This window comes from Aeromonas sp. s1(2024) (assembly GCF_040908005.1).
GTDB classification, from domain to species: Bacteria; Pseudomonadota; Gammaproteobacteria; order Enterobacterales; family Aeromonadaceae; genus Aeromonas; species Aeromonas caviae.
Window position 1 is genome coordinate 43,506 of the sequence record NZ_JBFOCW010000018.1, and the last position, 25,332, is coordinate 68,837.

The following is a 25,332-nucleotide window of genomic DNA, read 5'->3' on the forward strand; positions in this document are numbered from 1 at the left end:
GAACTCTCGTTTTATGCGTTCAGCTCTGCCTGCTTTGACACTCGTCGCCTGTGCCCTGCTGCCCCAGGCCGCCCTCGCTGGCGCCCGGTTCGAGGTGCCAGACTACCTCTTGCGCCTGCCGGAGCAGACCTACCGGCTCATCGAGCACAACTTCAGCACCCTCTACCAGCAGACCGACTTCACCCCGCAAATCACCAACAGCTATTTCAACCACTCGGATCTCTACCGCTTCGCCGGCATTCCCCTGGCCATCACGCCGCAAAACGGCTTCCAGATGGAGGTGTTCGGCCAGCTCTACAACAAGTCGTCCCAGATCTATGCCCAGATGAGCCAGGATCTCTCCCTCTATCGCACCCTGCGGGTGGACATGATGGGGGATCAGAGCGACGAGATCGCCATCGGCATGGGGCTCGGCATCCCCCTGACAACTCGCCTCACCGTCAAGGCGCTCGCCTCCAGCAACGAGATCCCGGGCTATGGTTCCGCCAATTACGCCATCGGGATGGAGTGGCACTTCTAGAGACCATTTCGCCACATAAAAAAGGCTCCCGAGGGAGCCTTTTTGCAGTGCAACGCCATCAGGGGTAGCGGATCACCGCCCCCTGCCCCCCTTGCAGCACCAGGGTGCTCCCCAGGGGCGTCTCGTCCCAGAAGTCCGTGCCCCCCGGCGCCAACGGGAACTCGCAGGGGTGCTCCCCCCAGTTGAACAGGCAGAGCAGCTCGCCGCCCCCGGGCAGCGCCACCCGCCCGCGCTCGAATGCCATCCCCTCGAAGCGGGCCGCCGGGGTGCGCGCGGCGCACAGGGCGAGCAGCTTGCCAAGGCGCGCCCCTTGCGCCGCGTCCAGATCATGCAATCTGTCCCCCGCCAGCACCATGCCACCGCTCGCCACCAGGGCGGCCAGGTGGAAGTCGTACTCGGCGCAGCTCCCGTGCTGGCCCGGAATATCCCGCAGGCAGACGCAGTCGGGGTCCAGCACCCAGAGCCGCTCGTGCTGCCAGGCGCGGCAGAAGGCTTCTCGCGCTATCTGGCGAAAACGGGGGCCCTGGCGCTCTACGTCATCGCTCACCCGCATGCCATGCACCAGGCCGAGGCTCGGCCACAGCGGCGCATTGCAGCCGAGCAGGAAGGCCCCCTCCCCGGCGCCGCGCAGGATGGCGGCCATACCGCGCCGATAGGCCTCCACCCGGGTGGCGGCGGGGTCGTGGAAGCGACCACCGTGGATGGCCCCCCAGAAGTTGGCATCGAGCTTGAAGTAGTGAATGCCCCACTGGGTACGCAGGGTGCGAAATACCTGCTCCAGGTGCGTCTGCACCTCGGGGTGGGTGCCATCCAGCACGTACCAGGGGGTGCAGCGCCAGCCCCCGTAGGTGACTCGCTCCGAGGGGAGCGGCAGGCCATCCTCCCCTTTCACGAACCAGTCAGGGTGCTGCTGGAACACTTGCGAGCCGGGCTCGGCGATAAAGGGGGCGACCCAGAGCGCAGGCTCGCAACCGGCGGCGCGGATCTCCCCTGCCAGGGCCGCCACCCCCTCCTCGAACTTGGCGGAAGGGGTGAGCCAGTCCCCCATCCTGGCCTGATAGCCATCGTCTATCTGCACGTAGCGCAGGGCCGGGAAACGCTCGGCCCGCACCGCCAGGTTCTCGCGAATGTCCGCCGCGCTCACGTTCGCGTAGTAGTGATACCAGGAGCACCAGCCGCTCGGGCGCGTGGGCACCTCCCCCACCAAGGAGCCGTGCTCGGCGGCGATATGCTGCGCCAGCGTCGCGAGCAGGGCCTCCCTGTCCGGCCCCTCCAGGCAGATCAGCGCCTCGCTCTGCCAGTGCGCACCCGGCGCCAGGGTGCGCCCTTCGGTGTTCATCACGATCTCGAGGCGCCCGTCGGGATGGAGGCGAAACTCCCCGCCAAAGCGCTGGCAGCTCGCAAAGGCCAGCAGCAGCCAGCCCCCCTCCTGCGCCACCAGCAGCAGGTTGTGCACCGTGTGGTAGCCATGGTCGGCGGTGATGCGATAGACAGACGCATCGGGGCAGCGGCCCAGGTGCTCGGGGGCATTCCAGCGTCCCCCGGTCTGGGCCAGCATCTGGAACCCCTCTCCGTAGATGGCCGCGTCGGGCGCAAGTCCGAGATCCCCCTCAAACAGCCGCCAGTGGTGGACGGCCTCGGACTGCCTCCCGGTGTTGTCGAGCCTCACCCGGCAAAGCGGCCCCTCCCATTGGCGGGTTTGCAGCAGGGTGTCAGGGAGGGCGGGATCGGCGGGCAGTTGGCGCAACCGGGCCAGGAGAGAGGGGGTCGACATGGGAACTCCTTCTTGTGAATGGGGATGAAGCCGGGGCCATTGTATCCCCTGCGGGCCAGTTGACCCTGTTCCCTCCCCCCCGTGCCTGTTAAACTGCGACCTCGCTCACACTTGCCAAGATGAGGCCCCCGTGCTGCTGCAACGCACCCTGCGCTACCTTCGTGATTTTCTGGTCATCATCGCCTGTCTGCTGGCAGGCAAGGCCGTGGCGGCCATCCTGCCCTTCGCCTTCCCCGGCAGCATCATCGGCATGCTGCTGCTGTTCGTGCTGCTCTCCTTGCAGATCGTCCGCTTCTCCTGGGTCGAGCTGGGGGGCGGCCTGCTGCTGCGCCACATGGGGGTGCTGTTCGTGCCGGTGGCGGTGGGCCTGGTGGCCTGGCTCGAGCCCCTGCGCCAATCCTTCGGTCTCATCATGCTCTGCGTCGTGCTCGGCATCGTGCTCATCCTGGGCGCGGTCGGCCACCTCTATCAAAGGATGAACAAGCCATGATCCTCTGGTTCGCCCTGCCCCTCACCCTGGCCCTCTATTTCATGACCCGGGCCCTCTACCGCCGCCTGCCCTGGCCCGTCATCAATCCGGTGCTGATCCCCACCGCCGTCATCATCGGCCTGCTGCTCTGGCTCGATCTGCCTCTGGATCAGTACCAGCAGGGGGCCTCACCCCTGACCGCCCTGCTGGAACCCGCCGTGGTGGCCCTGGCCCTGCCGCTGTACCAGCAGGCGCGCCAGATCCGCGACAAGCTCACACCCATCCTGGCCTGTACCCTCACCGCGGTGCTCATCTCGGTCTGCACCACCCTGGGGGTCGGCCACCTGATGGGGGCGGATCCGGCGCTGCTCGCCTCCATCGCCACCAAGTCCATCACCACGCCGCTCGCCATGAGCGTCAGCCAGTCCCTCGGCGGCATTCCCGCCATCGCCGCCGCCGTGGTGGTGGTGGTGGGGATCCTGGGGGCCCTGGTGGGCTACCCCCTGCTCAAGCTGATGCGGGTCACCGACCCCGAGGCTCAGGGGCTCGCCATGGGAGCCTGCGCCCACGCCATCGGCACCGCCGCCTCCGCCGAGCAGGGGGTGACCCAGGGCGCCTTCTCGTCGCTGGCCATGGTGGTGTGCGGCGTGCTGACCGCGGCCATCGCCCCCCTGCTGTTCGCCCTCTACCACTGGCTGACCTGATCCCCGTTGCCATGGCCGCCCTTGCGGCCATGGCCTCTGTGCCCTTTCACCGTTTCCATCCGATACCCTCGCCTCCCTGATGCCGGGAGCTGGCGCACAGATTGCGAAAGACAAACGTTTCCTTTACCATCCCCGCCCCTTTACCCATCAAGGCGTGAGCGCGCTCACACAATTCGCCGCGCTTGCTCCCTACAATGGCCCCCCAATTGGCCTTTGAGGACACAGTATGCATCCCCGCTTTGCCAAGCCATTCGAGACCCTTTCCGCCCCGCTCCAGGCCGCCCTGCTGCCCATGCTGGGGGACGATTTCCAGGCCCGTTTCACCCCGGACCAGGTCGCGACCCTGAAAGCCGCCACCGGGCTGGATGACAGGGCCCTGCGTCTGGCCTTGCTGCCGCTGGCGGCCGCCTGCTCGGTGGCCCCCATCTCCAGGTTCTTCGTCGGCGCCATCGCCTGCGGCCTGAGCGGCACCTGGTACTTTGGCGCCAACATGGAGTTCGCGGGCCAGGGGCTGTTCCACTCGGTCCACGCCGAGCAGTCCGCCATCTCCAACGCCTGGCTGGGTGGCGAGACCGGGATCTCCGAGATCACCGTGAACTACACCCCCTGCGGCCACTGCCGCCAGTTCATGAACGAGCTGAGCACCGCCAAGACCCTGAAGGTCTCCCTGCCGGACGATCTCAGCGAGCTGCAATCCTTCCTGCCCCACTCCTTCGGCCCCGCCGATCTCGAGATCACCGATGCCCTGATGAGCCCCCAGGCTCACGACGAGCTGGTGCTCGAGAGCGACGACCCCCTGTGGCAGGCTGCGCTCGCCGCCGCCCGCCAGAGCTATGCCCCCTACAGCCAGGGCTATGCCGCGGTGGCGCTGCAGTTCGAGGACGGGCGCATCTTCTGCGGCCGCTATGCCGAGAACGCCGCCTTCAACCCGAGCCTGCCGCCGATGCAGATGGCCTGCGCCCACGCTGTGCTGGGTGGCGAGGATCTCGCCACCGTGCGCCGCGCCGTGCTGCTGGAGAGCAAGGATGGCCAGATCAGCCAGCGGGACTCCGCCCAGTCCACCCTGAAGGCGCTGGGCTCGGTCGAGCTTGAGTACAAAGCCGTCTGACCCCGGCATCCGCCAACGGGAAGGGGAGCTGCGGCTCCCCTTCTTGCTCTCTGCCCCTCACCCCCTTTCTCTGCGCCTCTGGCGCCGTGCATCAGATGCCCTCTTGCCCCATGTGAGGGCGGCCTCCCTCCGATGACCTTATTGGCAGACCTCCTCTGCGGTGGCGGGAAGCCCAGGTTAAGGGGCCAAGACCCCACCCCGCCCCTTGCGGTCCCCGTGTGTGACCCCACAATGCATTTGCCAAGCCACTGGGATCCCGCCTTTCCATGGATTTTGCAAATGCTGTTCCCTCGATGCGGAGAGGTATGGCGGCGGCGGGAAACGTCGGGGAAGGGGTCAATGCCCCGCCCCCGCCCCTTGCAGCCCCCGTGTGTGACCCCAAGATGCATTTGCCAAACCACTGGGATCCCGCCTCTCCATGGATTTTGCAAATACCTTTCCCTGCCGTTCCCTCGACGCGGGGCGGTATGGCGGCGGCGGGAAACGTCGGGGAAGGGGTCAATGCCCCAGCCCCCTGTCGGCTTGCTTCCCCCTGAAATACAGCGGGGGAGCCACTGGCTCCCCCGCTGTCATTGATGTGGCCGATATGGCGGTACCGACCCCTGTCAGGACTCCCACAGGATGCGCTGGCTGCCGGACCAGCGTTCGCCGATGTCCGCGTATTTTTGTTCCAGCAGGTGGCGGCGGATCTTCATGGTGGGGGTCAGCACCCCGTTCTCGATGTTCCAGGGGCTCTTGACCACCAGGATGCCCCGCAGGCGAGCATGGGATTCCAGCTTGTCGTTGACCCGGTTGAGGGCGGCCTCCAGCTGGGCTTCCACCCCGGCTTTGTCCCCCTTCATGGCGCTCTCGGCGAGCTGCACCAGGGCAACCGGCTGCGGCATGCCGTAGCCGATGACGCAGAGCTGCTCGATGATGGGCTCCTGCCCAAGCATCCCCTCGATGGGCACCGGGGCCACGTACTTGCCCTTGGCAGTCTTGAAGACATCCTTCATGCGGCCGGTGATGGTGAGGTAACCCTCCCTGTCCAGCTTGCCCATGTCACCGGTGTGCAGCCAGCCCTCGGCGTCGATGGCCTCTGCACTGTGCTCGGGATCCTTGTAGTAGCCCACCATCATGCCGTCGCAGCGACAGAGGATCTCCCCCTCGTCGGAGATCTTGATGGTCACCCCGGGCCCGGCCTTGCCGACGGTGCCTATCTTGTCCGCCCGGAACGGGTAGTTGAGGGTGGAGTAGGCGTGGTTCTCGGTCATGCCCCAGGCCTCGGTGATATGGATGCCGATGCTGTGATACCACTCCAGCAGCGCCGGGGCCACCGGCGCAGAGCCGCAGCCCAGCACCCGCGCCTGATCCAGCCCCAGCCCCTTTTGCAGCTTGCTCTTGATGAGGCTGGAGACGAGGGGGATCTTGAGCAGCAGCGCCAGCTTTTTCTGGGGCAGCTTCTCGTGGATCTTGATGCGGAACATGGCCCAGAGCCGCGGCACCGAGATGAAGACGGTGGGACGGCAGCGCTTGACGTCCTCGATGAAGGTGTCGAGGGATTCGGGGAAGGCGATGGTGGCACCGCTGAACAGGCTGCCGCCGTAGATGTAGACCCGCTCGGTGATGTGGGCAAGGGGCAGGTAGGAGAAGCCGCGATCCTCGGCGGTGAGGGAGACCGCCTCCACCAGCTTCTCGCAGGACCAGGCGTAGCGCTCCACGCTCAGCATGGCCCCCTTGGGCTTGCCGGTGCTGCCGGAGGTGTAGACCAGGCTCAACAGGGCATCCGGCGCCTGCACCGGGGTGTCCGGGATGGGGTCGTATTGCGCCAGCAGATCGTCCCACTGGTGGGCGGCCGGCATGGTGTCGTAAGGCAGGGCGATACGCAGCAGATCCCCGGGCACCCCCGCCTCCTGGCTCTTCCAGTCGTCCAGCTTGCCGACGAAGATCGCTCTGGTTTCGCTGTGGCGCAGCACGTATTCGATGGTGTCGACGTTGGCGGTGGGGTAGATGGGCACGCTCACGTATCCCCCCATCTGCATCGCCAGATCGGCAATGAACCACTGGGCGCAGTTCTTGGAGAGCAGGGCCACCTTGTCACCGGGCTCCAGGCCCAGGGCGCGCAGTGCCGTCACCATGCGCCGCGCCTCGTCGGCGACCTCACCCCAGGTGAAGTCAACGTATTCGCGGTGGATGGTCTGACGCAGATAGATTCGGTCGGGACACTGCCGCTCCCAGTGATAGAGCATCTCGAGCGGCAGTCTGGTGGCAATGCGTGAGGTGGAGGCCATGGTTTAATCCCTGAAACAAAAGGCGAGCCTCATTATTAACCTTTTGATAACACTCAGGGAAGCAGATTACTTAAACTTGTGTTTGAACTGCGAATGGGATCAAGCTTCCGCCTGGGCCTGCAGACGCTTCCACATCTCCTGCACCAGCACCTCGTCCTGCTCGGAGAGCTCACCCTGCAAGATGGCCTCGTTCAGGCTGCGCAGCACATAGCTCTTGACGTCCCGCACCAGGGTCTTGCCCTCCAGCTCGGCGCGCGCCACCGCAAGGGAGATGTGCCCTCGCAGATAGCCGCCCGCAAACAGCTCGTCTTCGCTGGCCGTGGCGACCATGGCGTCGATCAGTCCCAACAACTTGTGTTCAAAATCGTGAATCGTCATTTAACGCAGCCTCATTTCCGGGGTTGCCGGCAAAAAATTCGGGGAGTGGAACCGCGATCCGGTTGATCGCGGCTCTCTGGCGCCAGGCCAGCCGCATCCTTGATGTCCTATTCCGGGTTGGCCACCGGGTAGATGACCTGATCCTTGTATCCCGTGGTTATGCGCAGATAACCACTCAACGACCGGTTCAGTGCCGGATCGTCGGTGTCCACCAGCAGCGGACGGCCTTCTAGCGCCGCCAGCTTGGCTTTGGTGGCGAGCACCTGGATATGCTCGCGCCCGACGGCCCGGATCACGTCTGGACTCAATTGCTGATTTCCGCGCCCGAACAGATGTCCCTGACCGCCGATCAGGGTGATGATCAGACGGCAGCGACGGCCGCGGATCCGGGTCAGGATCTCGGCGGCGCTGAGATCCTGCCCGATAAGTTGGCCATTTTCCACCAGATCCACACCGAGCAAGGTATTTTCCAGACCCAGCTCACCCATGCAGGCGGCCACCGTGCTCCCCGACCCCATCAGGTAGAGGGTATCGGGCTCCATCTGCTCCACCACACCGGCGGCAAGATCGGCGAGCACCAGCTCCTCGGACTCCCGCCCCCCCTGCTTGACCGCCTGCACGTAGCGCAGATCCCCGGGCACCAGCAGCTGCCCGTAGTGGCGGGCGCGCACCTTGCCGGCGCGAAACGCCTCCTCGTCGATGTCCATCACCTCCGCATCCACCAGGCTCAGAAGCTCCCCTGCGATCATTCTGGCCGCCACCCGGCCGCTTGCCGCCGGCGTCACCCCGTAGACCCCGGAGTGGATTTTGCACCCCGCCGGGATGCCGAGCACATGGCAGGACTCCCCCACCGCCGCGCAGATGTCACGGGCGGTGCCATCGCCACCGGCGAAGAGCAGCAGATCCACCCCGGCATCGCGCAGGGCCAGGGCGGCGGCCCGGGTATCCTCGGCGCTCGTCTGCGCCCCGGCAGGCCGATGGACGATGCGATGGGGCAGCCCGAGCTCTGCGGCAAGCGTCTCCCCCATCTCACCGGCCACCGTCAGCAGCTCGAATGACGTGGTCAGCTCGCACAGGGGCAACAGGGCCTGGCGGGCCCGCTCCCGGGCCTTGGGGACGGCCCCGCGCGCCAGCGCCTCGGCGACCATACCGTCACTGCCCTTGAGACCGACGGCCCCGCCGATGCCGGCGACGGGGTTGATGATGAGCCCTAATCGAAACATGTTTCCCTCCTGTTGGATCGCCGCCATTTTATCTTTTCCCGCCACTGGGACAAGCCATGACCCCCTGCTAAAATGCGCGGCTTCTACCTCAATCACTGTTCAACCAAGGTTCAATCATGCTGGAATGGATTGCTGACCCCTCCGCCTGGGTCGCGCTCGCCACCCTGACCCTGCTCGAGATCGTGCTCGGCATCGACAACATCATTTTCATCTCCATCCTGGTGGGTCGCCTGCCGGAAGCCCAGCGCCAGAAAGCGCGCATCCTGGGGCTGGGGCTCGCCATGGGCACCCGCATCCTGCTGCTGCTCTCCCTGGCCTGGGTGATGCGCCTCACCGAGCCCCTCTTCACCGTGCTGGGGGAAGCCATCTCGGGACGGGATCTCATCCTGCTGGTGGGGGGTCTGTTCCTCATCGCCAAGAGCACCCACGAGATCCACCAGAGCCTGGAAGGGGCCGCCGAAGAGGCGGGTGTGGTGAGCAAGACCGCGGGCTTCCTGTCCACCCTGGTGCAGATCGCCATCCTCGACATCATCTTCAGCCTGGACTCCGTCATCACCGCCGTGGGCATGGCGGATCATGTCCCTGTCATGGTGCTGGCCATCATCATCGCCGTCGGCGTCATGATGTTTGCCGCCAAGGCCATCGGCGACTTCGTCGATACCCACCCCACCATCAAGATGCTGGCCCTCTCCTTCCTTATCCTGGTCGGGGTGGCGCTGATGGCCGAAGGGCTGGATCTGCACATTCCCAAGGGTTACATCTACTTCGCCATGGCCTTCTCGCTGGTGGTGGAGATGATCAACATCCGCCTGCGCGGCCACCAGGAGCGGGCCAAGTAAACCGCGACCTGCCGAGAGATGGCCAAACAAAAAGCGCGACCCAGGGTCGCGCTTTTTTATTGCCCCGCCAACGGGGCGCCTTGGGCTCAGAGGGCGTTGCGAGCGGCCACGGCGTCCGCCAGGTTGCGCAGCAGCACCTCGGTATCGGCCCAGCCGATGCAGGCGTCGGTGATGCTCTGGCCGAAGGTGAGCTCGCACCCGTCCACCAGATCCTGACGCCCTTCCACCAGGTGACTCTCCACCATGACGCCGAACACCGCCTTGCTGCCGGTACGCAGCTGACCGGCCACGTCCTCGGCCACCAGCATCTGGTTCTTGAACTGCTTGCTGCTGTTGGCGTGGCTGAAGTCGATCATCACTTTCTGGGGCAGACCCGCCTTGTCCAGACCACTCACCACCTCATCCACGTGACGGGCGCTGTAGTTGGGCTCGCGGCCACCGCGCAGGATGATGTGACAGTCCGGGTTGCCAGCGGTCGAGACGATGGCGGAGTGGCCGTACTTGGTCACCGACAGGAAGTGATGCGGGGCGCTGGCGGCGCCGATGGCGTCGATGGCCACCTTGATGGTGCCGTCGGTGCCGTTCTTGAAGCCCACCGGGCAGGAGAGACCGGAGGCCAGCTCGCGGTGTACCTGGGATTCGGTGGTACGGGCACCGATGGCACCCCAGCTCATCAGATCCGCCACGTATTGCGGGGTGATCATGTCGAGGAACTCGGAGGCGGTCGGCAGCCCCATGTCGTTGAGATCCAGCAAGAGCTTGCGACCCAGGCGCAGGCCGTCATTGATCTGGCAGCTGTTGTCGAGGTAGGGATCGTTGATCAGCCCCTTCCAGCCCACTGTGGTACGGGGTTTTTCGAAGTAGACCCGCATCACGATCTCCAGCTGATCTTTCAGCTCGTCGCGCAGCACCTTGAGGCGTTTGCCGTATTCCAGGGCGGCGACCGGATCGTGGATGGAGCAGGGGCCGATCACCACCAGCAGGCGATCATCGTCGCCGGCCAGGATGTTGTGGATGGCCTGACGGGATTCAAACACGGTGGCCGAGGCGGTGTCGGTCGCCGGAAACTTCTCAAGCACCGCAACCGGGGGCAATAACTCTTTGATTTCACTGATACGAACGTCGTCGGTTTGATGCTGCATGACCAAGTTTCCTGCTAGATGACTGCGATAAAGAGATCTCAATCTAGCCCTGTGCCGGGTCGGTGTAAATAGAAAATTACATTCTTCGACAAGGAATTTTATTATCGCACCTTGCAAGTTTGCATAATGCTGCTAGGAGGCATGAAAAAAGCGGGGGCAGAGATGAAAAGGCCCGCACGAAGCGGGCCGAAAGGGCTCAGGCCTGACTGACGCTGGCCAGCTTGTCGAAGTAGTCCGGGAAGGTCTTGGAGGTGCAACCCGGATCATTGATGGTGACCGGCGTATCGGAGAGTGCCACCAGGGAGAAGCACATGGCGATGCGGTGATCGTTGTAGGTGTCGATGGCCGCGTGTTTGAGCTGTGCGGGCGGGATCACGGTGATGAAGTCGTGCCCCTCCTCCACTTCCACGCCCAGCTTGCGCAGCTCGGTCGCCATGGCGTGCAGGCGGTCGGTCTCCTTCACCCGCCAGTTGTAGATGTTGCGGATAGTGGTGGTGCCCTCAGCAAACAGCGCCGTGGTGGCGATGGTCATGGCCGCATCCGGGATGTGGTTCATGTCCATGTCGATGCCGTGCAACGGCCCCTGCTCGGCCTCGATGAAGTCATCGCCCCAGGTGATGCGGGCCCCCATCTTCTCCAGTACGTCGGCGAAGTGGATGTCCCCCTGGATGCTGTTCTTGCCGATGCCGGTAACCCGCACCTTGCCCTTGATGGCGCCCGCCGCGAGGAAGTAGGAGGCGCTGGAGGCATCCCCTTCCACCAGGAAGTCCCCCGGGCTGACATAGGTCTGGTTGCCCTTGATGTAGAACACCTTGTAGTCGTCGTGCTCGATGACCACCCCGAACTGCTTCATGATGTGCAGGGTGATGTCGATGTAGGGCTTGGAGACCAGCTCCCCCTTGATGTGGATGCGGGTGTCGCCGGCCGCCATGGGGGCCGCCATCAAAAACGCCGTCAGGAACTGGCTGGAGACGGAGCCGTCGATGTGGACATCGCCACCCCAGAGCCCCTTGGCATCCACCACCAGAGGCGGATAGCCATCTTTCTTCAGGTACTGGATGTGGGCACCCGCTTCGCGCAGGGCATCCACCAGGTGGCCGATGGGGCGCTCTTCCATGCGCGGCTCGCCGCCCAGGGTGTACTCGCCGGAGCCCAGGCACAGGGCGGCGCACAGGGGGCGCATGGCAGTACCGGCATTGCCGAGGAACAGGTTGACCGGTGCCGAGACCGCGAAGCTGCGACCCAGACCGTGCACGGTGCACTCGGTCTTGTCGGCGGAGAGCTTGTACTTGACGCCGAGCTGGGTCAGCGCCGCCAGCATGTGGCGGATGTCATCGCTGTCGAGCAGGTTGGTCAGCCGGGTGGTGCCCCGGGCCAGGGCCGCCAGCAGCAGGGCCCGGTTAGAGACACTCTTGGAGCCGGGCAGATTGACCACCCCGGCCACACTAGAAATGGGTTCCAAACGCAACGAATTCATAGACTTCCTGTTCGATCTCAATTAAATCACCTGACCGGACGTTAACAGCCCGCGTCCCCCGCGGCAAGTTCGACAGTGGCACGACCGCGGGAGACGGCAGCCTGGGTCAGGATGGGTCTGAAAAACAGACGCCGGGGAGTCCCCGGCGTCTGGCAATGGGGAGACACGCCTCAACCGTGGCGTTTGGCAAAATCATCCATAAAGCTGACTAGGGCCTTGACCCCTTCCAGGGGCATGGCGTTGTAGAGGCTGGCGCGCATGCCACCGACGATGCGATGTCCCTTGAGAGCCAGCAGACCGGCCGCTTCCGACTCCGCCAGGAACAGCTTGTCCAGGGCCTCGTTTTTCAGCTGGAAGGGCACGTTCATGCGGGAGCGGCAGGCCACATCCACCTTGTTGCCATAGAAGCTCGACTGATCGAGGTAGCCGTAGAGGAAGTCGGCCTTCTCCTTGTTGCGTGCTTCCATCGCCGCCAGGCCACCCTGCTCCTTGAGCCACTCGAACACCAGACCGGCCAGGTACCAGGCGTAGGTGGGGGGCGTGTTGAACATGGAGTCATTCTTGGCGGTGAGCTGGTAGTCGAAGATGGACGGCACATCGGCGCGGGCCTGATTTAGCAGGTCATCGCGCACGATGGCGATGGCCAGACCAGAGGGGCCGATGTTCTTCTGGGCACCGGCGTAGAGGATGCCGAAGCGGCTCACGTCGAGGGGACGGGAGAGAATGGTGGAGGAGAGATCCGCCACCAGGGGCACATCGCCGGTGGCCGGGATGTCGAACATCTCGATGCCATCGATGGTTTCATTCGGGCAGTAGTGCACATAGGCGGCATCGGCGCGAAACGCCGGCGTCGGCAGCAGGTGGGAGACTCCCTGCTCGTTCTTGGCCACCCCCTGGAAGGTCTGGATGTCACCGTATTTCTGGGCTTCATCCACGGCGCTCTGGGCCCAGACGCCGGTCACCAGGTAATCCGCCTTCTTGTTGGCGCCACCCAGCAGGTTCATGGGCACGGCGGAGAACTGGCCGCGGCCACCGCCGTGCATGAAGAGCACCTTGTAGTTGTCCGGCACCGCCAGCAGGTCGCGCAGGTCCGCTTCGGCCTTCTCGGCGACCGCCATATAGGGCTTGCCGCGATGGGAAAGCTCCATGACCGAGGCTCCCAGCCCCTGGAAATTACAAAATTCGCGCTGGGCGCGCTCCATGACTTCAACCGGCAACATGGCGGGGCCGGCGCAGAAGTTGTAAATCTGTTTGCTCATGACGCTTTCCGTGAATGGATGTGTGTGATCAGTGACTCGAACGTTTTTACACGACAGCCCCCCGTGGGGGCAAAGGCTTTTTGGGATCCAGCGCAACCTTTTGCCCCGGCGCCACCGGGCCCCCATCAGACAAAAGCCCTGAACGGGCCAGGGCTTGCAGAGAATATGCATGGAAACGGGGGCGAGACAGCACGGACGGCTTTCTTCGCCCCTTTGTGGCAAATTTACAGCTTGGCGGTGAGCTCCGGCAGCAGGGTGAAGAGATCCCCCACCAGACCGTAGTCCGCCACCTGGAAGATGGGGGCCTCGGCGTCCTTGTTGATGGCGACGATCACCTTGGACTCCTTCATCCCCGCCAGATGCTGGATGGCGCCCGAGATGCCCACCGCGATGTAGAGCTCGGGGGCCACCACCTTGCCGGTCTGCCCCACCTGCAGGTCGTTGGAGACATAACCGGCATCCACGGCGGCCCGCGATGCCCCGACGGCAGCCCCCAGCTTGTCCGCCAGAGCGTCGATGAGGGCAAAGTGCTCTTTCGAGCCGAGTGCCCGCCCGCCGGAGACCACCACCCGGGCCGCCCCGAGCTCGGGTCTGGCGGAGCGCACCGCACGCCGCTCGATGAGCCGGGTACGGCAGCGCACCTCGGCCACCGGCAGCGATTCCATCAGGGCACGCTCCTCCCCGGACCCGGCCTTGGCGAACGCTGTGGGCCGCACGGTGAGCACCTTGACGGGGGCGCTGCTCGCCACCCGGGCGATGGCGTTCCCCGCATAGATGGGACGCAGGAAAGTGTCGGGCCCCTCGATGCCGGTCACCTCGGCGATCATCTCCACCCCGAGCCTGGCCGCCACTCGCGGCAGCAGATCCTTGCCCTGGCTGCTGGCAGCCATCAGGCAGTGCTGGTAGTCCCTGGCCACCTCGGCGAGCAGTCTGTCGACCCCGTCGTTGAGCCCCTCCGCCAGCATGGGATGTTCCGCCAGCAGCACCCGGTTTACCCCCGTGAGGGCGGCGGCCTGCTCCCCCGCCTCCGTCAGCCCCTGCCCCAGCAGCAAGAGATGCACCTCGCCCCCCAGGCGCCCCGCCGCCGTGACCAGCTGGGCCAGGTTGTCGGCGATCCGCCCCTGATGATGTTCCGCAATCACAAGTACGCTCATGGCAGCACCTTCATGTCATCCATTGATCCCTTGCTCCCCGGGGCCGTTGCCCCATGCATGGCGCTCACGCCTGCGGGAGGCATCCCTCTCATGCCCCTGCCCATCAGAGCACCCGGGCTTCGTGCTTGAGCTTGTCCAGCAGCTCGTCCACCGAGCCCACCCTGATGCCGGCGCTGCGCACCGGCGGCGGCATTACCCCGAGCTGCCGTGTCTGGTCGGCCGGCACTACCCCGAGGGCGGCGAACGGCTGGCTCTCCAGCGGCTTGCGCTTGGCCTTCATGATGTTGGGGAGGGAGGCGAAGCGAGGCTCGTTGAGGCGCAAGTCCACGGTCACCACGGCGGGCAGCGCCATGCCGAGGGTCTCGAGGCCACCGTCTATCTCGCGGGTCACCTGCAATTCCCCCTCCACCAGCCTGATGGCGGAGGCGAAGGTGGCAAGCGGCCAGTCATTGAGGGCGGCGAGCATCTGCCCCACCTGGTTGTTGTCGGAATCGATGGACTGTTTGCCGAGCAGCACCAGATCGGGCTGCTCCTGCCCGCACACCGTTTGCAGGGCCCGGGCCACGGTGAGCGGAGTCAGGGTCTCGTCGGTAACATAGTGCAGCGCCCGATCCGCCCCCAGCGCCAGGGCATGGCGCAACTGCTCGGCCGCCGCCTCGGGGCCGAAGGTCACCACCACCAGCTCGGATGCCACGCCGGCTTCCCGCAGCCTGACCCCCTCCTCCACCGCGATTTCACAAAACGGGTTGATGCCCATCTTCACATTGGCGAGCTCCACATCGGAGCCATCCCCCTTGACCCGGATCCTGACGTTGTAATCAACGACCCGTTTGACTGCGACCAGCAGCTTCATGGCGGTCATCCCTCATACCTGTTGTGTGGATCCACCTTGTCGTCACTCACTTTTCTGCTGACAAAGTGGTTTACGTTTACGTAAACTACCAACACTACCCTAGGCCAAGTCGAGCACAGAGGCAAGATGGAACGCGAAGCAATGGAATTTGATGTCGTCATCGTCGGTGGCGGCCCGGCAGGCCTGAGCGCCGCCATCGCATTGAAGCAGCAGGCCCCGGCCCTCTCGGTCTGCCTGCTGGAGAAGGGGGCCGAGATCGGCGCCCACCTGATCTCCGGCGCCCTGCTCGATCCCGTCGCCCTCAGGGAGCTGCTGCCAGAGAGCTGGCAGGAGGCCCCCCTCGGCGTGCCGGTGACGGATGATCAGGTCCATCTGCTGCAAAGCGACAGCCGCTCCCTGCAGCTGCCCCACTGGGCGGTGCCACCCCGCATGCACAACGACGGCAGCCACATCATCAGCCTCGGCACCCTCTGCCGCTGGCTCGGCAAGCAGGCCGAGGCCCTCGGTGTCGAGATCTACCCGGGCTTTGCGGCGAGCACCCTCATCGTGGAGGAGGGCCGGGTACGCGGGGTGGTGACCGGCGATCTTGGCCTCGACAAGGAGGGCAACCCCAAGCCGGATCACGTGCCCGGCATGGCCCTGTATGGCCGCTATACCCTGTTTGCCGAAGGGGCGCGCGGCCACCTCGGCAAACAGCTGATCGCCCGATTCCATCTGGAAAATAGCGCCCAGCCGCAGCATTACGCCATCGGCTTCAAGGAGGTGTGGCAGGTGCCTGCGGGACAATCCCATCCTGGGCGGGTGCTCCATGGCAGCGGCTGGCCCCTTGGTGAGGGAAAGGGCAACAAGAGTCAGGGGGGCTTTTATCTCTATCATCTGGCCCAGGATCAGGTGGCGGTTGGCCTTATCGTCGATCTCAACTACCAGAATCCCTGGCTTAGCCCCTTTGACGAATTCCAGCGTCTCAAGCACCACCCCCTCATCGCGGCAACGTTGCAGGGGGGCGAGCGCATCAGCTACGGCGCACGGGCCATCACCAAGGGAGGCTGGCACTCATTGCCGCGCATGCACTTTCCCGGCGGCCTGCTCATCGGCTGTGACGCGGGCACCCTGGACTTCTCCCGCATCAAGGGGATCCACACCGCCATGAAGTCCGGCATGGTGGCGGCCGCGACGGTCGCCATGGCACTGCGAGGAGGGGATGAAGGGGGACGGGATCTGGCCGAGTTTCAGGACGCGCTGCTGCAAAGCTGGCTGACCCGGGAGCTGAAGAGGGCCCGCAACGTTGGGGCCGCCCTGCACCGCTTCGGCCCCTGGCTCGGCGGCGCCTTCAACTGGCTGGAGCAGCGACTCTTTGCCTTGACCTCTCCTTTTACTCTGCTGGACAAGGAACCGGATTACCGCCAGCTGCGCCTGGCCAGCCGTTGCCAGCCCATCGACTACCCCAAACCCGACGGCAAGCTCAGCTTCGACAAGCTCTCCTCCGTCTATCTGGCCAGCACCAGCCACGACGAGGATCAACCCTGTCACCTGACCCTTCAGGACGCGCGCATTCCGGTTGAGGTCAACCTGCCCACCTGGGCCGAACCCGCCCAGCGCTACTGCCCGGCGGGGGTGTTCGAGATTCTTGATGGGGATACCCGGCCAAGGCTGCAGATCAACGCCGCCAACTGCATTCACTGCAAAACCTGCGACATCAAGGATCCCAGCCAGAATATCGTCTGGACGCCGCCCCAGGGCGGCTCGGGCCCCAACTACCCCAATCTGTAACAGGCTTGCCCACGCACACCAGAGCAGATAACAAGGAGACGCAGCCCCGGAACACCGCCCGGAGACCGTTTCCTGCGCTTGGCCGGGGGCTGTCGCAGGGCGACCAGCAACCCGCCATTCCCGCCGGTGAGCCCGGGCCCTCCCCCACACCAGGGCGAACAAAGAAGGCGACGCCGGGATCGCCCGCATCGGGGTCGCCACGGCTGATCCGACCTCGCCGCTTTTTTGAGCGAACAGGCTGAACCCCTGATGAATAGGCCCTGACAAGCGGGTCCCGCCCCTGTATAGTTCGCCGCATTCAGGTTGTCCATCGGCCTCGTTATGCTATTTCATGGGATCGCTTTCCGTGCGATCTAAGGCCGCATGAACCTGTGCAACCATCCCTGATTACCCATGACTTCTTAAGGGGGGACAGATGATCACCGCCTACATTCTCAACAACAAGGTGCTGGACATAGTCACGCTCGGGCCGGATGACATCGTTCCCGACAACACCGTCTGGCTGGATGCCTACAAGCCGGACACAGCGGAGCGAGAATGGTTGACGGGCCTGTTCCTGGAGGAGGTGCCGGACAAGGAGGAGCTCGATGACATCGAGGCATCCGCCCGCTTCTACTGGGACACCGACGGTCTGCACATCCACTCCCTGTTTCCCCAGCGCATCGGTCGCGACACCAAGGGTGTGCACGTCTCCTTTACCTTGCGCAACAACCTGCTGATCAGCATCCGCGAGGATGACATCGGCCTGGTGCGTCTGCTGCGCCACTACATGCGCCAGGACAGGCTGGAGGTCGAAGACGCCCTCGACATCCTGCTGGAGGTGCAGAACCTCAAGGTGGAGTACCTCTCAGACCTGATCGAGGATGGCTACAAGACCCTGGAGAACACCGCCGATCAGATCTTCGAGCCGGACCAGATCAACCCCATGCTCAAGGAGCTGATGGCCCAGGAAGAGGCCAACGGCCAGATCCGTCTCTCCCTGCACGATACCCGCCGCGCCCTGCGCTTCCTCAAACGCAGTCTGCGCCAGCGCATGACGGGGGAGCAGAACAAGTGGATCGACGAGATGCTGCACGATGTGGAATCCCTGCTGCCCCATACCCAGTTCCTGTTCGACAAGATCAACTTCCAGCTGGAGGCCTCCATGGGGGTGACCAATCTGGAACAGAACAAGGTGATCAAGATCTTCTCGGTAGCCGCGGTGATCTTCCTGCCGCCGACGCTCATCGCCAGCATCTACGGCATGAACTTCGGTCGCATGCCGGAGCTCGCCTGGGAATACGGCTACCCCCTCTCCCTGGTGCTGATGGTGATGTCATCGCTGGGCACCGGTCTCTTCTTCAAGAGAAAAGGCTGGCTGTGACGCCGGAACCCGGCAACTAAAGACTGCGGATTGGGGGGCATGGCCCCCCGATTAATTCCCGGCCGTTGCCGGCCTTGCAATGGCCTGCCCTGTGCCCCATATCCCCTTCATCACTCGCACTGCATGAATGGATACCGGTCCACCATGACCCTCTACCCCGAACACCGTTACGACGATCACGGCCAGTTGCGCCCCCCGCTCTGGTTCTGGCCCATCGCCCTCTTGCTGACCCGCTCGGTCTGGCTGTTTCTGATGGCGGGGGTCACCCGGGAGAGTGGCAGCGCCATCCTGACCCTCTTCTACCCGGACAAGCTCACCCTCTATATCAGCCTGCTGACGGACGTGCCCGCCATGCTGGCGCTGCTCGCCTGCGGCGGCACCCATCGCCAGACCCACAGTGCCAGAGCCTGGCTCAGACGCCACAGCCGCGCTCTGCTGCTTTGCTCCACCGCGAGCGGCCTAGTGATGCAACTGCACAGCCTCAATCTGCAGCAGTGGTCGTTCAACTGGCCCACCGCCCTGGTGCTCATCGCCAGCCTCTGGGCGCTCTGGTATCTGCTGCGAAGCCGCCAGTTGCGGGATTACGCCCTGGATCAGCCCCACTGACAGGCTGGTTCACTGGCGCGTGACCCGGATCTGCAGAGTCTGGCGCTCGCTACCGCTGGCCCTGCCCATGCCTGATGGATTGGCGATCGCGGCCTCCCGGCTGCCTTGGGTTGTGGAAAGCTCCCCCACCGTCAGCCACTGGCCCGGGGCGCCGCTCACCTCGGTGGCACTCTGGCCGGTGTGTATGTTGCCCCGCTCCACTCTTGCCTGTTCACTGCTGAGGGCCACCTGCACCCTGTCCCCTATCAGGGTCGCGGTGGCGTAGAGACCGTTCATCAGCGGCATCATGCCCACCACCCTTCCCCCCTGCCACTGGTAAAAGGTGACCGGCTGATAGGACCCCATCTGCAACAACACGGGCCGCCCGGAGAGGCCACGCACCTGCCAGTTGTCACTCTGGCTGCGTTCATAGTGCCGGGCATCCCCCTCCAGCAGCCACTGCCGTTTGGCATCCAGGCCCAGCCCCACTCCGGCCTGCTGACTGCTGGAGGCGCCATCCACCCGCCACTCGATGAGCAGGCTTTGGGGCGGCTGGTTCACTTGCGCCAGGGTACGCTCGGCCTCCTGCAACTGGGCGGGGGTTCCGCTCAGTACCAGCTGGTTGCCCATGGCGCTCACCCCGAGATCCGGGTAGATCTCCTTGAGCGTCTGCACCGCGGCATCCGCCTCGAATACCGGTATGACCTTCACTTCGGCCCTCAAGGGCAATGCCAGCAACAGGCAGCACCCCAGCCCCCAATACCCTGATCCAGCGCGCATCTTCTCCTCCCGGCGTTCACCGCCACCCTCTCGCTTCCTGCCATCATGGTCCATGGCGCCCCGATTGCAACGGGCCTGGTATGCAACCCCACACAGAGGCACCTGATAAAGACTCGTTAAGATACCAATCAATACAAATAAAAATGGTTATCATTTGTTGTCACAACAAAAACCCTCGGATACAATTCGGACTCATTTTTTCGAGTCAGCCTCTGATGAAGCCAGAATCCGTCGCATCCACCCCTGCCGCCATCCACCTGGCGCTGCTCATCAACATGCTCTCCATGGGCTGCATGATGATGGTGATGCCCCTTGGCCCGGAACTGGTAACCCGCCTGGGGATGCTCCCGGAGCAGACAGGTTACTTCAGCGGCGGCGCCACCCTGGGCGCCGCTCTGCTGGGCCTCCTGGCCGCCCCCTGGCTCGATCGGGTCAACCGCAAACCCGCTCTGCTGGTACTGCTGGTCCTGCGCTTCCTGCTCTTGATGGCTTGCGCCCTGGCCGAGGATAGCCAGACACTGCTGCTGCTTTTCATCCTGTCCGGCTGCGTGGCCGGCCCCCTGGGGGCCATCTTGATGGCGACGGTGCTGGATCTGGTACCGCCCGCCGAGCGGGGCCGCCGTCTCGCCTACGTGGGTATGGCGTTTTCCCTGGCCGCCATTCTGATCGTGCCCGCGGCCCTCGTGCTGGCCCAGTGGTCTGGCTGGCAGAGCCCCTTCCTCTTGTTTGGTGCAGGCGGCCTGCTGCTGGCCCTGCTGTGTGCCATCTGGCTGCCGTCCCTGCCGGTCAACCGGGCCCCGGCAGGCCAGGGGATGCGCCAGTTGCTGGGGTCACCGCTCTGCCAGGGAGCCCTCTTCATCCTCTGCCTGCAGATGTTCGGCCACTTCCTGCTCATTCCGCACTTTGCCAACTACTTCCAGTTCAACCTGGGTTTCCCGCGCGAGCAGATCGCCAGCCTCTATCTGTGCGGCGGCCTTGCCAGCATGGCCACCATGCGCCTGTGCGGCGGCTGGATCGATCAGGGCCGCGCCCAGGGCGCCATCCTGCTCACCAGCCTGGCCCTGGCCCTGATCACCCTGGTGGGCTTTGCCTTGCCGGCAGGCCTGCCTCTCTATCTGCTGTTCACCCTCTTCATGGCCCTGAGCTCCGCCCGTGCCAGCACCACCCTCGCGGTCACGGCGGCCATTCCGGCCCCCCACCAGCGCGCCGCCTTCATGTCTTTCCAGGGCTCGGTCACCAATGTGGCCGCGGGCCTCGGCAGCCTGTTCTCCGCCAGATATCTGGTCTCCGACGAGGGGGGCGCCCTGCACGGTTTCCCCACCCTGGCCTGGATCAACATTGCGTGCACCCTGGTGGCCTGCGCCGGTGTCTGGTTCCTCATCCGGGGCCTGAAGCGCACAAGAGATAACAATAATCCTGCCTCTGGCACCGCCAGACAAGGAAGTCAGTGAGCACCGGATCAGAAGAATCCGGACCCCATAACCTCAGTTATATCCATGGAGTTTTTGACAATGCAGTTGCAGCACGGCCTCTTTAAACTGAACCCCATTCTGCTCTCCCTTGGTCTGCTGGCCGTACCGGGCCTGGCCCAGGCCGAGTCCGTCAAGGCCAACGAGACGGTGGTGGTCACCGCCACCCAGACCAAGCACACCGAGCTGACCGCCCCGGCCAGCGTCTCCGTGGTCACCCGCGCCGATCTGGACAAGATGAACGTCAACAACATCGGCGATGCCCTCAAGCACGTGCCCGGTGTCAACATCATCGGCACCAACCCCACGGGTCGCAACGAGATCAAGATCCGCGGCATGGGCGGTGACTACACCCTGCTGCTGGTCAACGGTAAGCGGGTCAACGCCCGCGAGACCCTGGGCAGCTCCTTTGGCAACGACTTCGACTTAAGCTCCATCCCCATGGCCGCCATCGAGCGCATCGAAGTGATCCGCGGTCCCGTCTCCTCCCTGTACGGGGCCGATGCCCTCGGCGGCGTGGTCAACGTGATCCTGCGCCAGGCCAAGGAGAACACCGAAGCGGCCGTCGGCTACACCCACACCATGCCCACCAAGGGGGATGGCGGGGATGCCAACCAGGGTAGCGCCTTCGTCTCCGGCGCCCTCATCGACAACAAGCTGCTGGGCAGCGTGGTGGTGGAAGGCTATCAGCGGGATCGCTGGAAGAGCGATCAGTCCAATAACCCGGATGCCGACGCCCTGGAGAAACGGGAAGTGGTCAACGTGCTCTCCAGCCTGAAGTGGCTGGTGGCCGACAACCAGGACATCGACTTCGATCTGGGTTACAACCAGAACGACATGGACAGCTACTTCAACAACGTGCCCCGTGCCCCGACCGCACCGGCCACCCCCCACAACGTGCAGAAACTCGATCGCCTGAGCCTGGGGCTGACCCATAACGGCCGTTGGGAACACTTCGACAGCCGCGCTCGTTACTACTTCGAGCAGACCGATCTGATGGATGACTCCCAGCTCAACGGTGGTGCCGCCGACATCACCCAGACCAACAACACGGTGGATGGCCAGTTGAGCGGCTACCTCGGGGATCACCTGCTGACCTCGGGTGCAGAGTTCCGCAAGACCGAGCTGGAGCACAGCCGCAGCATCCAGAACGGCAGCGTGGATGCGAGCCAGAGCGCCCTCTACCTGCAAGACGAGTTCGGCTTTGGGGATCTGGCCCTGACGCTCTCCGGCCGTCTGGATCACCACGAGACCTATGGCAACGAGTTCAGCCCCCGTGCCTACGCCCTCTACTCCCTGAGTGACGAGTGGGTGATCAAGGGCGGCGCTGGCAAGGCGTTCAAGGCCCCGACCCTGGCCCAGTCCAGCGAAGGATTCGCCACCACCGCCTGCCGCGGCGCCTGCAAGGTGATAGGCAACCCGGATCTGAAGCCGGAAACCTCCGTCAGCTACGAGCTTGGCACCGCCTACAACGCCGGTCGCTTCGGTGCAGGCGTGACTGGCTTCCACAACGAGATCGAGGATCTGATCCAGAGCGATCAGTGGGGCCCGGGCTACCGTCCGACCGTCATGACCTACCTCAACGTCAAGAAGGCCCGTATCAAGGGGCTGGAGCTGACCGGCTGGTTCGACGTGCTGGACAACGTGCAGCTGACCGGCAACCTGACCCTGCTGGACTCCGAAGACAAGAGCACGGGTGACGATCTGGCCAAGACCCCGGATCACACCGGCAACATCGGCCTGGACTGGAAGGCGAGCGACGTGGTCAGCGCCAACCTGGCCTGGCAGTATGTCGGCAGCCAGGTGATCAAGGTGCCGGCCCGCAACGCCCAGGCATTCACCTCCAAGCACTACCAGACCCTGGACGTGAACACCAAGTGGACCGTCACGCCGGCCCTGGACTTCAAGCTCGGCATCACCAACCTCACCAACACCCAGCGTGACGAGGTGGCGACCGACGCCGACTTCATCCTGGAAGGTCGCACCGTCTACGCAGGGGTCGATTACAAGCTGTAATCCATCCTGTATGCGGGAGCCCCGGTCGCGGGGCTCCCTTTTTGCGTTTCTGCCTCCCCGAATTCAAGGAGTCATTGAGTGCTCAGATACCAAGCTCGGCTGTTCTGGCTCGGCGTGCTGCTCCTCTTCCTGCTGATTTGTCTGTCACTGGCCACCGGGGCCGGTGTCTATGGTGGCCGCGAGGTCGCCGGCTTCCTGTTGGGCGATCCCGCCTTTGTGGCCGATGAAAAGCTCGCCATGATAGTCCATACCCTGCGCCTGCCCCGCACCCTGGCAGCCCTGGTGGTGGGGGCGTCACTCTCCCTGGCGGCTTCCATGCTGCAAAGTGCCACCCGCAACCCTCTGGCCGAACCCGGCCTGCTCGGGGTCAATGCCGGCGCCGTCTTTGCTCTGGTGATCGGCCTCACCTGGTTTGGCGTCGAATCCGCCTACGGGTATCTGCTCTGGTCCGGCATGGGGGCCCTGCTCGGCAACCTCATCGTGCTGGGCCTCGGCCTCATGGTGGGGCGCTCCAACCCCCTCAAGCTCATCCTGGTAGGGGTCGCCCTCTCCGCCACCTTCGGCGGTCTTTCCAACTTCCTGTTGCTCTCCAACCGGGTGGTGCTGGAGCAGTTCCGCTTCTGGAACTTAGGGTCCCTTGCCGCCTCCAGTCTGGAAGCGGTACTCACCGTGGTCCCATTCGCCCTGGCCGCCCTGCTGCTGACCCTGGCGCTCTGTCGCCCTCTCACCCTGATGCAGATGGGGGATCACCAGTCCAGGGCCCTCGGCATCCGCCCCACCCGGGTGCGGATCGGCGTGCTCTTGGCCGCAACGCTCTTCACCGCCTGCGCCATCGCCATCGCCGGTCCCATCGGCTTTGTCGGCTTCCTCGCCGCCTACTGCGCCCGCCTGGTGGAGCCGGTTCGCCTCGCCATCCAGGTGCGCTTCTCCGCCCTGTTCGGGGTGCTCTTTCTGCTCGGTGCCGATGTGCTGGCCCGCTGGCTTATCCAGCCCTACGAGCTGCCCAACGGCGTCATTCTGGCGCTCATCGGGGCGCCCGTGCTCATCCTGGTGGTGCGCAGCGGCGGCTTCCGCTCCCTGCTGGCCGTCAAATAAGGTGCCACGCCCATGAAGAACTCTCTCTCACTCCCGAGCGGCACCCTCTGCCTTCGCCTTGGCAGCCACACCCTGTTGCTGCACCGCCGCGCCTGGCTCATCACCCTGGGGCTCCTGGTCGCCCTCACCCTGCTCTCCCTGCTGGCCCTCACCCTGGGTTCCGGCAAGATCACCATGATGGGGGTGATCCAGACCCTGCTCGGGGAGGGAAGCCGACTCGATCAGGTAACCGTCTTCAAGATCCGACTGCCGCGCCTGTTGGCGGTGCTGGTGGCCGGCGCCGCCATGGGACTCTCGGGCTGCCTGGTGCAGACCCTGGTGCGAAACCGCCTCGCCACCCCGGACATGATAGGGGTCAACGAGGGGGCATCCCTTGCCATCATCATCTTCTCCCTCTATCTGACGCTGGGCACCTGGCCCTGGTGGGCCGCGCCGTTCGGCGCCCTGTTTGCCGCCGCCGTGCTCTATGCCCTGTGCAACAAGCCGGGGGAGCAGGGCTACCTGTTCGTGGTGATCGGCATCGGGGTCTCGGAGCTGATGAACGCCCTCGGCCAGTTCGTCATGTCCACCCAGTCCCTGGTGCACCTCACCAGCCTCTATCTGTGGAACATGGGCAACTTCGTCGGTCAGGGCTATGGCACCCTGCTACCGGTGAGCCTGCTGCTCCTGCTCATCTGTCCCTGGACCGTCTGTCTCTCCCGCTCCCTCGGCGTGCTGCGCCTGGGACCGGTGACGGCCAGCACCCTCGGGGTCAACGTGAACCGGGTGCAGCTCGGGGTGCTGGCCCAGGCCATCATCGTTGCAGCCCTTGGCACCGCCATCGGTGGCCCCGTGGTTTTCATCGCCATGGCGGCCCCCATCCTTGCCTCCTGGCTCAGCCGGGATCGCATCGTGCCGCTCTGGATTGCCGCCCTGTGCGGCGCCCTGATGCTGCTCGCCAGCGACACCCTGGTGCGGGTGCTGGCCAGCCCCCACGAGGTGGCCACCGGCATCATGACCCGCATTCTCGGCGGCCTGCTGCTGCTCTTCATCCTGCTCAAAGATCGCCAGAAGGCCGACTGACCATGGCATTCATCCATTTTCA

General features: G+C 64.6%; 22 protein-coding genes. 12 read left to right on the top strand and 10 right to left on the bottom strand.

The window, feature by feature from the left end:
* Positions 1-13 precede the first annotated feature (13 nt).
* Positions 14-520 (top strand): hypothetical protein, encoded by a 507-nt coding sequence (locus tag AB5Y70_RS04780; RefSeq protein WP_010674463.1) that lies wholly within the window; start codon positions 14-16, stop codon positions 518-520.
* Positions 521-578: 58 nt separating this feature from the next.
* Here AB5Y70_RS04780 and AB5Y70_RS04785 read toward each other — a convergent pair whose 3' ends face one another.
* Positions 579-2,294, bottom strand: a complete 1,716-nt coding sequence (locus tag AB5Y70_RS04785; RefSeq protein WP_010674462.1) for a glycoside hydrolase family 36 protein — start codon at positions 2,292-2,294, stop codon at positions 579-581.
* A 130-nt stretch (positions 2,295-2,424) separates the two neighbouring features.
* Between AB5Y70_RS04785 and AB5Y70_RS04790 the strand changes: the two genes are divergently transcribed.
* From AB5Y70_RS04790 to cdd, 3 genes are all read left to right on the top strand, one after another.
* A complete protein-coding gene (locus tag AB5Y70_RS04790) occupies positions 2,425-2,784 on the top strand; it encodes a CidA/LrgA family protein (RefSeq protein WP_010674461.1) in 360 nt (119 codons plus the stop codon).
* The gene (locus AB5Y70_RS04795; RefSeq protein ID WP_010674460.1) at positions 2,781-3,467 is read left to right on the top strand and encodes an LrgB family protein; all 687 of its coding nucleotides are present in this window, start codon (positions 2,781-2,783) and stop codon (positions 3,465-3,467) included. The genes AB5Y70_RS04790 and AB5Y70_RS04795 overlap by 4 nt, the downstream gene beginning before the upstream one ends.
* Before the next feature lie 226 nt (positions 3,468-3,693).
* Entirely contained in the window at positions 3,694-4,575 is an 882-nt protein-coding gene (gene cdd / locus AB5Y70_RS04800) for a cytidine deaminase (protein WP_010674459.1), read from the top strand.
* A 605-nt stretch (positions 4,576-5,180) separates the two neighbouring features.
* Here the strand turns inward: cdd and AB5Y70_RS04805 are convergent.
* The 3 genes from AB5Y70_RS04805 to AB5Y70_RS04815 form a co-directional block, all read right to left on the bottom strand.
* Positions 5,181-6,845 (bottom strand): AMP-binding protein, encoded by a 1,665-nt coding sequence (locus AB5Y70_RS04805; RefSeq protein ID WP_102948329.1) that lies wholly within the window; start codon positions 6,843-6,845, stop codon positions 5,181-5,183.
* A gap of 99 nt (positions 6,846-6,944) precedes the next feature.
* Positions 6,945-7,223, bottom strand: a complete 279-nt coding sequence (locus AB5Y70_RS04810; RefSeq protein WP_010674457.1) for a YfcL family protein — start codon at positions 7,221-7,223, stop codon at positions 6,945-6,947.
* A gap of 107 nt (positions 7,224-7,330) precedes the next feature.
* Positions 7,331-8,446, bottom strand: coding sequence for an ATP-NAD kinase family protein (locus tag AB5Y70_RS04815; RefSeq protein WP_010674456.1), 1,116 nt, complete (start codon positions 8,444-8,446; stop codon positions 7,331-7,333).
* Positions 8,447-8,562: 116 nt separating this feature from the next.
* On the opposite strand from AB5Y70_RS04815, the gene AB5Y70_RS04820 reads away from it, so the two are divergent.
* A complete protein-coding gene (locus AB5Y70_RS04820) occupies positions 8,563-9,285 on the top strand; it encodes a TerC family protein (RefSeq protein WP_010674455.1) in 723 nt (240 codons plus the stop codon).
* An 86-nt stretch (positions 9,286-9,371) separates the two neighbouring features.
* On the opposite strand, the gene aroG is transcribed toward AB5Y70_RS04820, so the two are convergent.
* The 5 genes from aroG to AB5Y70_RS04845 form a co-directional block, all read right to left on the bottom strand.
* Positions 9,372-10,427, bottom strand: a complete 1,056-nt coding sequence (aroG, locus tag AB5Y70_RS04825; protein ID WP_010674454.1) for a 3-deoxy-7-phosphoheptulonate synthase AroG — start codon at positions 10,425-10,427, stop codon at positions 9,372-9,374.
* 196 nt (positions 10,428-10,623) lie between these two features.
* Complete coding sequence (aroA, locus tag AB5Y70_RS04830; RefSeq protein ID WP_010674453.1) at positions 10,624-11,904, bottom strand: 3-phosphoshikimate 1-carboxyvinyltransferase; 1,281 nt, start codon at positions 11,902-11,904, stop codon at positions 10,624-10,626.
* A 170-nt stretch (positions 11,905-12,074) separates the two neighbouring features.
* The gene (gene serC / locus AB5Y70_RS04835) at positions 12,075-13,163 is read right to left on the bottom strand and encodes a 3-phosphoserine/phosphohydroxythreonine transaminase (RefSeq protein ID WP_010674452.1); all 1,089 of its coding nucleotides are present in this window, start codon (positions 13,161-13,163) and stop codon (positions 12,075-12,077) included.
* 224 nt (positions 13,164-13,387) lie between these two features.
* A complete protein-coding gene (locus tag AB5Y70_RS04840) occupies positions 13,388-14,317 on the bottom strand; it encodes an electron transfer flavoprotein subunit alpha/FixB family protein (protein ID WP_010674451.1) in 930 nt (309 codons plus the stop codon).
* A 103-nt stretch (positions 14,318-14,420) separates the two neighbouring features.
* Positions 14,421-15,170 carry an electron transfer flavoprotein subunit beta/FixA family protein gene (locus AB5Y70_RS04845; RefSeq protein ID WP_053288941.1) on the bottom strand — a complete coding sequence of 250 codons (750 nt, stop codon included), beginning with the start codon at positions 15,168-15,170 and terminating at the stop codon, positions 14,421-14,423.
* A 126-nt stretch (positions 15,171-15,296) separates the two neighbouring features.
* Here AB5Y70_RS04845 and AB5Y70_RS04850 point away from each other — a divergent pair, with 126 nt between their 5' ends.
* From AB5Y70_RS04850 to AB5Y70_RS04860, 3 genes are all read left to right on the top strand, one after another.
* Complete coding sequence (locus AB5Y70_RS04850; protein ID WP_042017253.1) at positions 15,297-16,940, top strand: electron transfer flavoprotein-ubiquinone oxidoreductase; 1,644 nt, start codon at positions 15,297-15,299, stop codon at positions 16,938-16,940.
* 415 nt (positions 16,941-17,355) lie between these two features.
* A complete protein-coding gene (corA, locus tag AB5Y70_RS04855) occupies positions 17,356-18,303 on the top strand; it encodes a magnesium/cobalt transporter CorA (RefSeq protein WP_005301617.1) in 948 nt (315 codons plus the stop codon).
* A 144-nt stretch (positions 18,304-18,447) separates the two neighbouring features.
* Positions 18,448-18,909: a DUF2919 domain-containing protein gene (locus AB5Y70_RS04860; RefSeq protein ID WP_043155869.1), complete on the top strand. Its 462-nt coding sequence runs from the start codon at positions 18,448-18,450 to the stop codon at positions 18,907-18,909.
* Between the two features lie 9 nt (positions 18,910-18,918).
* Here the strand turns inward: AB5Y70_RS04860 and AB5Y70_RS04865 are convergent, their stop codons facing one another.
* Positions 18,919-19,668 (bottom strand): hypothetical protein, encoded by a 750-nt coding sequence (locus AB5Y70_RS04865; RefSeq protein ID WP_041215335.1) that lies wholly within the window; start codon positions 19,666-19,668, stop codon positions 18,919-18,921.
* Positions 19,669-19,883: 215 nt separating this feature from the next.
* Here AB5Y70_RS04865 and AB5Y70_RS04870 point away from each other — a divergent pair, with 215 nt between their 5' ends.
* From AB5Y70_RS04870 to AB5Y70_RS04885, 4 genes are all read left to right on the top strand, one after another.
* The gene (locus AB5Y70_RS04870) at positions 19,884-21,119 is read left to right on the top strand and encodes an MFS transporter (protein ID WP_043155872.1); all 1,236 of its coding nucleotides are present in this window, start codon (positions 19,884-19,886) and stop codon (positions 21,117-21,119) included.
* Positions 21,120-21,179: 60 nt separating this feature from the next.
* Positions 21,180-23,153, top strand: a complete 1,974-nt coding sequence (locus AB5Y70_RS04875) for a siderophore amonabactin TonB-dependent receptor (RefSeq protein ID WP_053288501.1) — start codon at positions 21,180-21,182, stop codon at positions 23,151-23,153.
* 78 nt (positions 23,154-23,231) lie between these two features.
* Complete coding sequence (locus AB5Y70_RS04880) at positions 23,232-24,248, top strand: amonabactin ABC transporter permease subunit 2 (RefSeq protein ID WP_043155876.1); 1,017 nt, start codon at positions 23,232-23,234, stop codon at positions 24,246-24,248.
* Positions 24,249-24,260: 12 nt separating this feature from the next.
* A complete protein-coding gene (locus AB5Y70_RS04885; RefSeq protein WP_043155877.1) occupies positions 24,261-25,310 on the top strand; it encodes an amonabactin ABC transporter permease subunit 1 in 1,050 nt (349 codons plus the stop codon).
* Positions 25,311-25,332: the final 22 nt, after the last annotated feature.

What these genes read in the sequence shown, in the direction of transcription:
- AB5Y70_RS04780 (WP_010674463.1), top strand. Translation starts at nt 14, where the DNA reads ATGCGTTCAGCTCTGCCTGCTTTGACACTCGTCGCCTGTGCCCTGCTG.
- AB5Y70_RS04785 (WP_010674462.1), bottom strand. Translation starts at nt 2,294, where the DNA reads ATGTCGACCCCCTCTCTCCTGGCCCGGTTGCGCCAACTGCCCGCCGAT.
- AB5Y70_RS04795 (WP_010674460.1), top strand. Translation starts at nt 2,781, where the DNA reads ATGATCCTCTGGTTCGCCCTGCCCCTCACCCTGGCCCTCTATTTCATG.
- cdd (WP_010674459.1), top strand. Translation starts at nt 3,694, where the DNA reads ATGCATCCCCGCTTTGCCAAGCCATTCGAGACCCTTTCCGCCCCGCTC.
- AB5Y70_RS04805 (WP_102948329.1), bottom strand. Translation starts at nt 6,845, where the DNA reads ATGGCCTCCACCTCACGCATTGCCACCAGACTGCCGCTCGAGATGCTC.
- AB5Y70_RS04810 (WP_010674457.1), bottom strand. Translation starts at nt 7,223, where the DNA reads ATGACGATTCACGATTTTGAACACAAGTTGTTGGGACTGATCGACGCC.
- AB5Y70_RS04815 (WP_010674456.1), bottom strand. Translation starts at nt 8,446, where the DNA reads ATGTTTCGATTAGGGCTCATCATCAACCCCGTCGCCGGCATCGGCGGG.
- AB5Y70_RS04820 (WP_010674455.1), top strand. Translation starts at nt 8,563, where the DNA reads ATGCTGGAATGGATTGCTGACCCCTCCGCCTGGGTCGCGCTCGCCACC.
- aroG (WP_010674454.1), bottom strand. Translation starts at nt 10,427, where the DNA reads ATGCAGCATCAAACCGACGACGTTCGTATCAGTGAAATCAAAGAGTTA.
- aroA (WP_010674453.1), bottom strand. Translation starts at nt 11,904, where the DNA reads ATGAATTCGTTGCGTTTGGAACCCATTTCTAGTGTGGCCGGGGTGGTC.
- serC (WP_010674452.1), bottom strand. Translation starts at nt 13,163, where the DNA reads ATGAGCAAACAGATTTACAACTTCTGCGCCGGCCCCGCCATGTTGCCG.
- AB5Y70_RS04840 (WP_010674451.1), bottom strand. Translation starts at nt 14,317, where the DNA reads ATGAGCGTACTTGTGATTGCGGAACATCATCAGGGGCGGATCGCCGAC.
- AB5Y70_RS04845 (WP_053288941.1), bottom strand. Translation starts at nt 15,170, where the DNA reads ATGAAGCTGCTGGTCGCAGTCAAACGGGTCGTTGATTACAACGTCAGG.
- AB5Y70_RS04850 (WP_042017253.1), top strand. Translation starts at nt 15,297, where the DNA reads ATGGAACGCGAAGCAATGGAATTTGATGTCGTCATCGTCGGTGGCGGC.
- corA (WP_005301617.1), top strand. Translation starts at nt 17,356, where the DNA reads ATGATCACCGCCTACATTCTCAACAACAAGGTGCTGGACATAGTCACG.
- AB5Y70_RS04860 (WP_043155869.1), top strand. Translation starts at nt 18,448, where the DNA reads ATGACCCTCTACCCCGAACACCGTTACGACGATCACGGCCAGTTGCGC.
- AB5Y70_RS04865 (WP_041215335.1), bottom strand. Translation starts at nt 19,668, where the DNA reads ATGCGCGCTGGATCAGGGTATTGGGGGCTGGGGTGCTGCCTGTTGCTG.
- AB5Y70_RS04870 (WP_043155872.1), top strand. Translation starts at nt 19,884, where the DNA reads ATGAAGCCAGAATCCGTCGCATCCACCCCTGCCGCCATCCACCTGGCG.
- AB5Y70_RS04875 (WP_053288501.1), top strand. Translation starts at nt 21,180, where the DNA reads ATGCAGTTGCAGCACGGCCTCTTTAAACTGAACCCCATTCTGCTCTCC.
- AB5Y70_RS04885 (WP_043155877.1), top strand. Translation starts at nt 24,261, where the DNA reads ATGAAGAACTCTCTCTCACTCCCGAGCGGCACCCTCTGCCTTCGCCTT.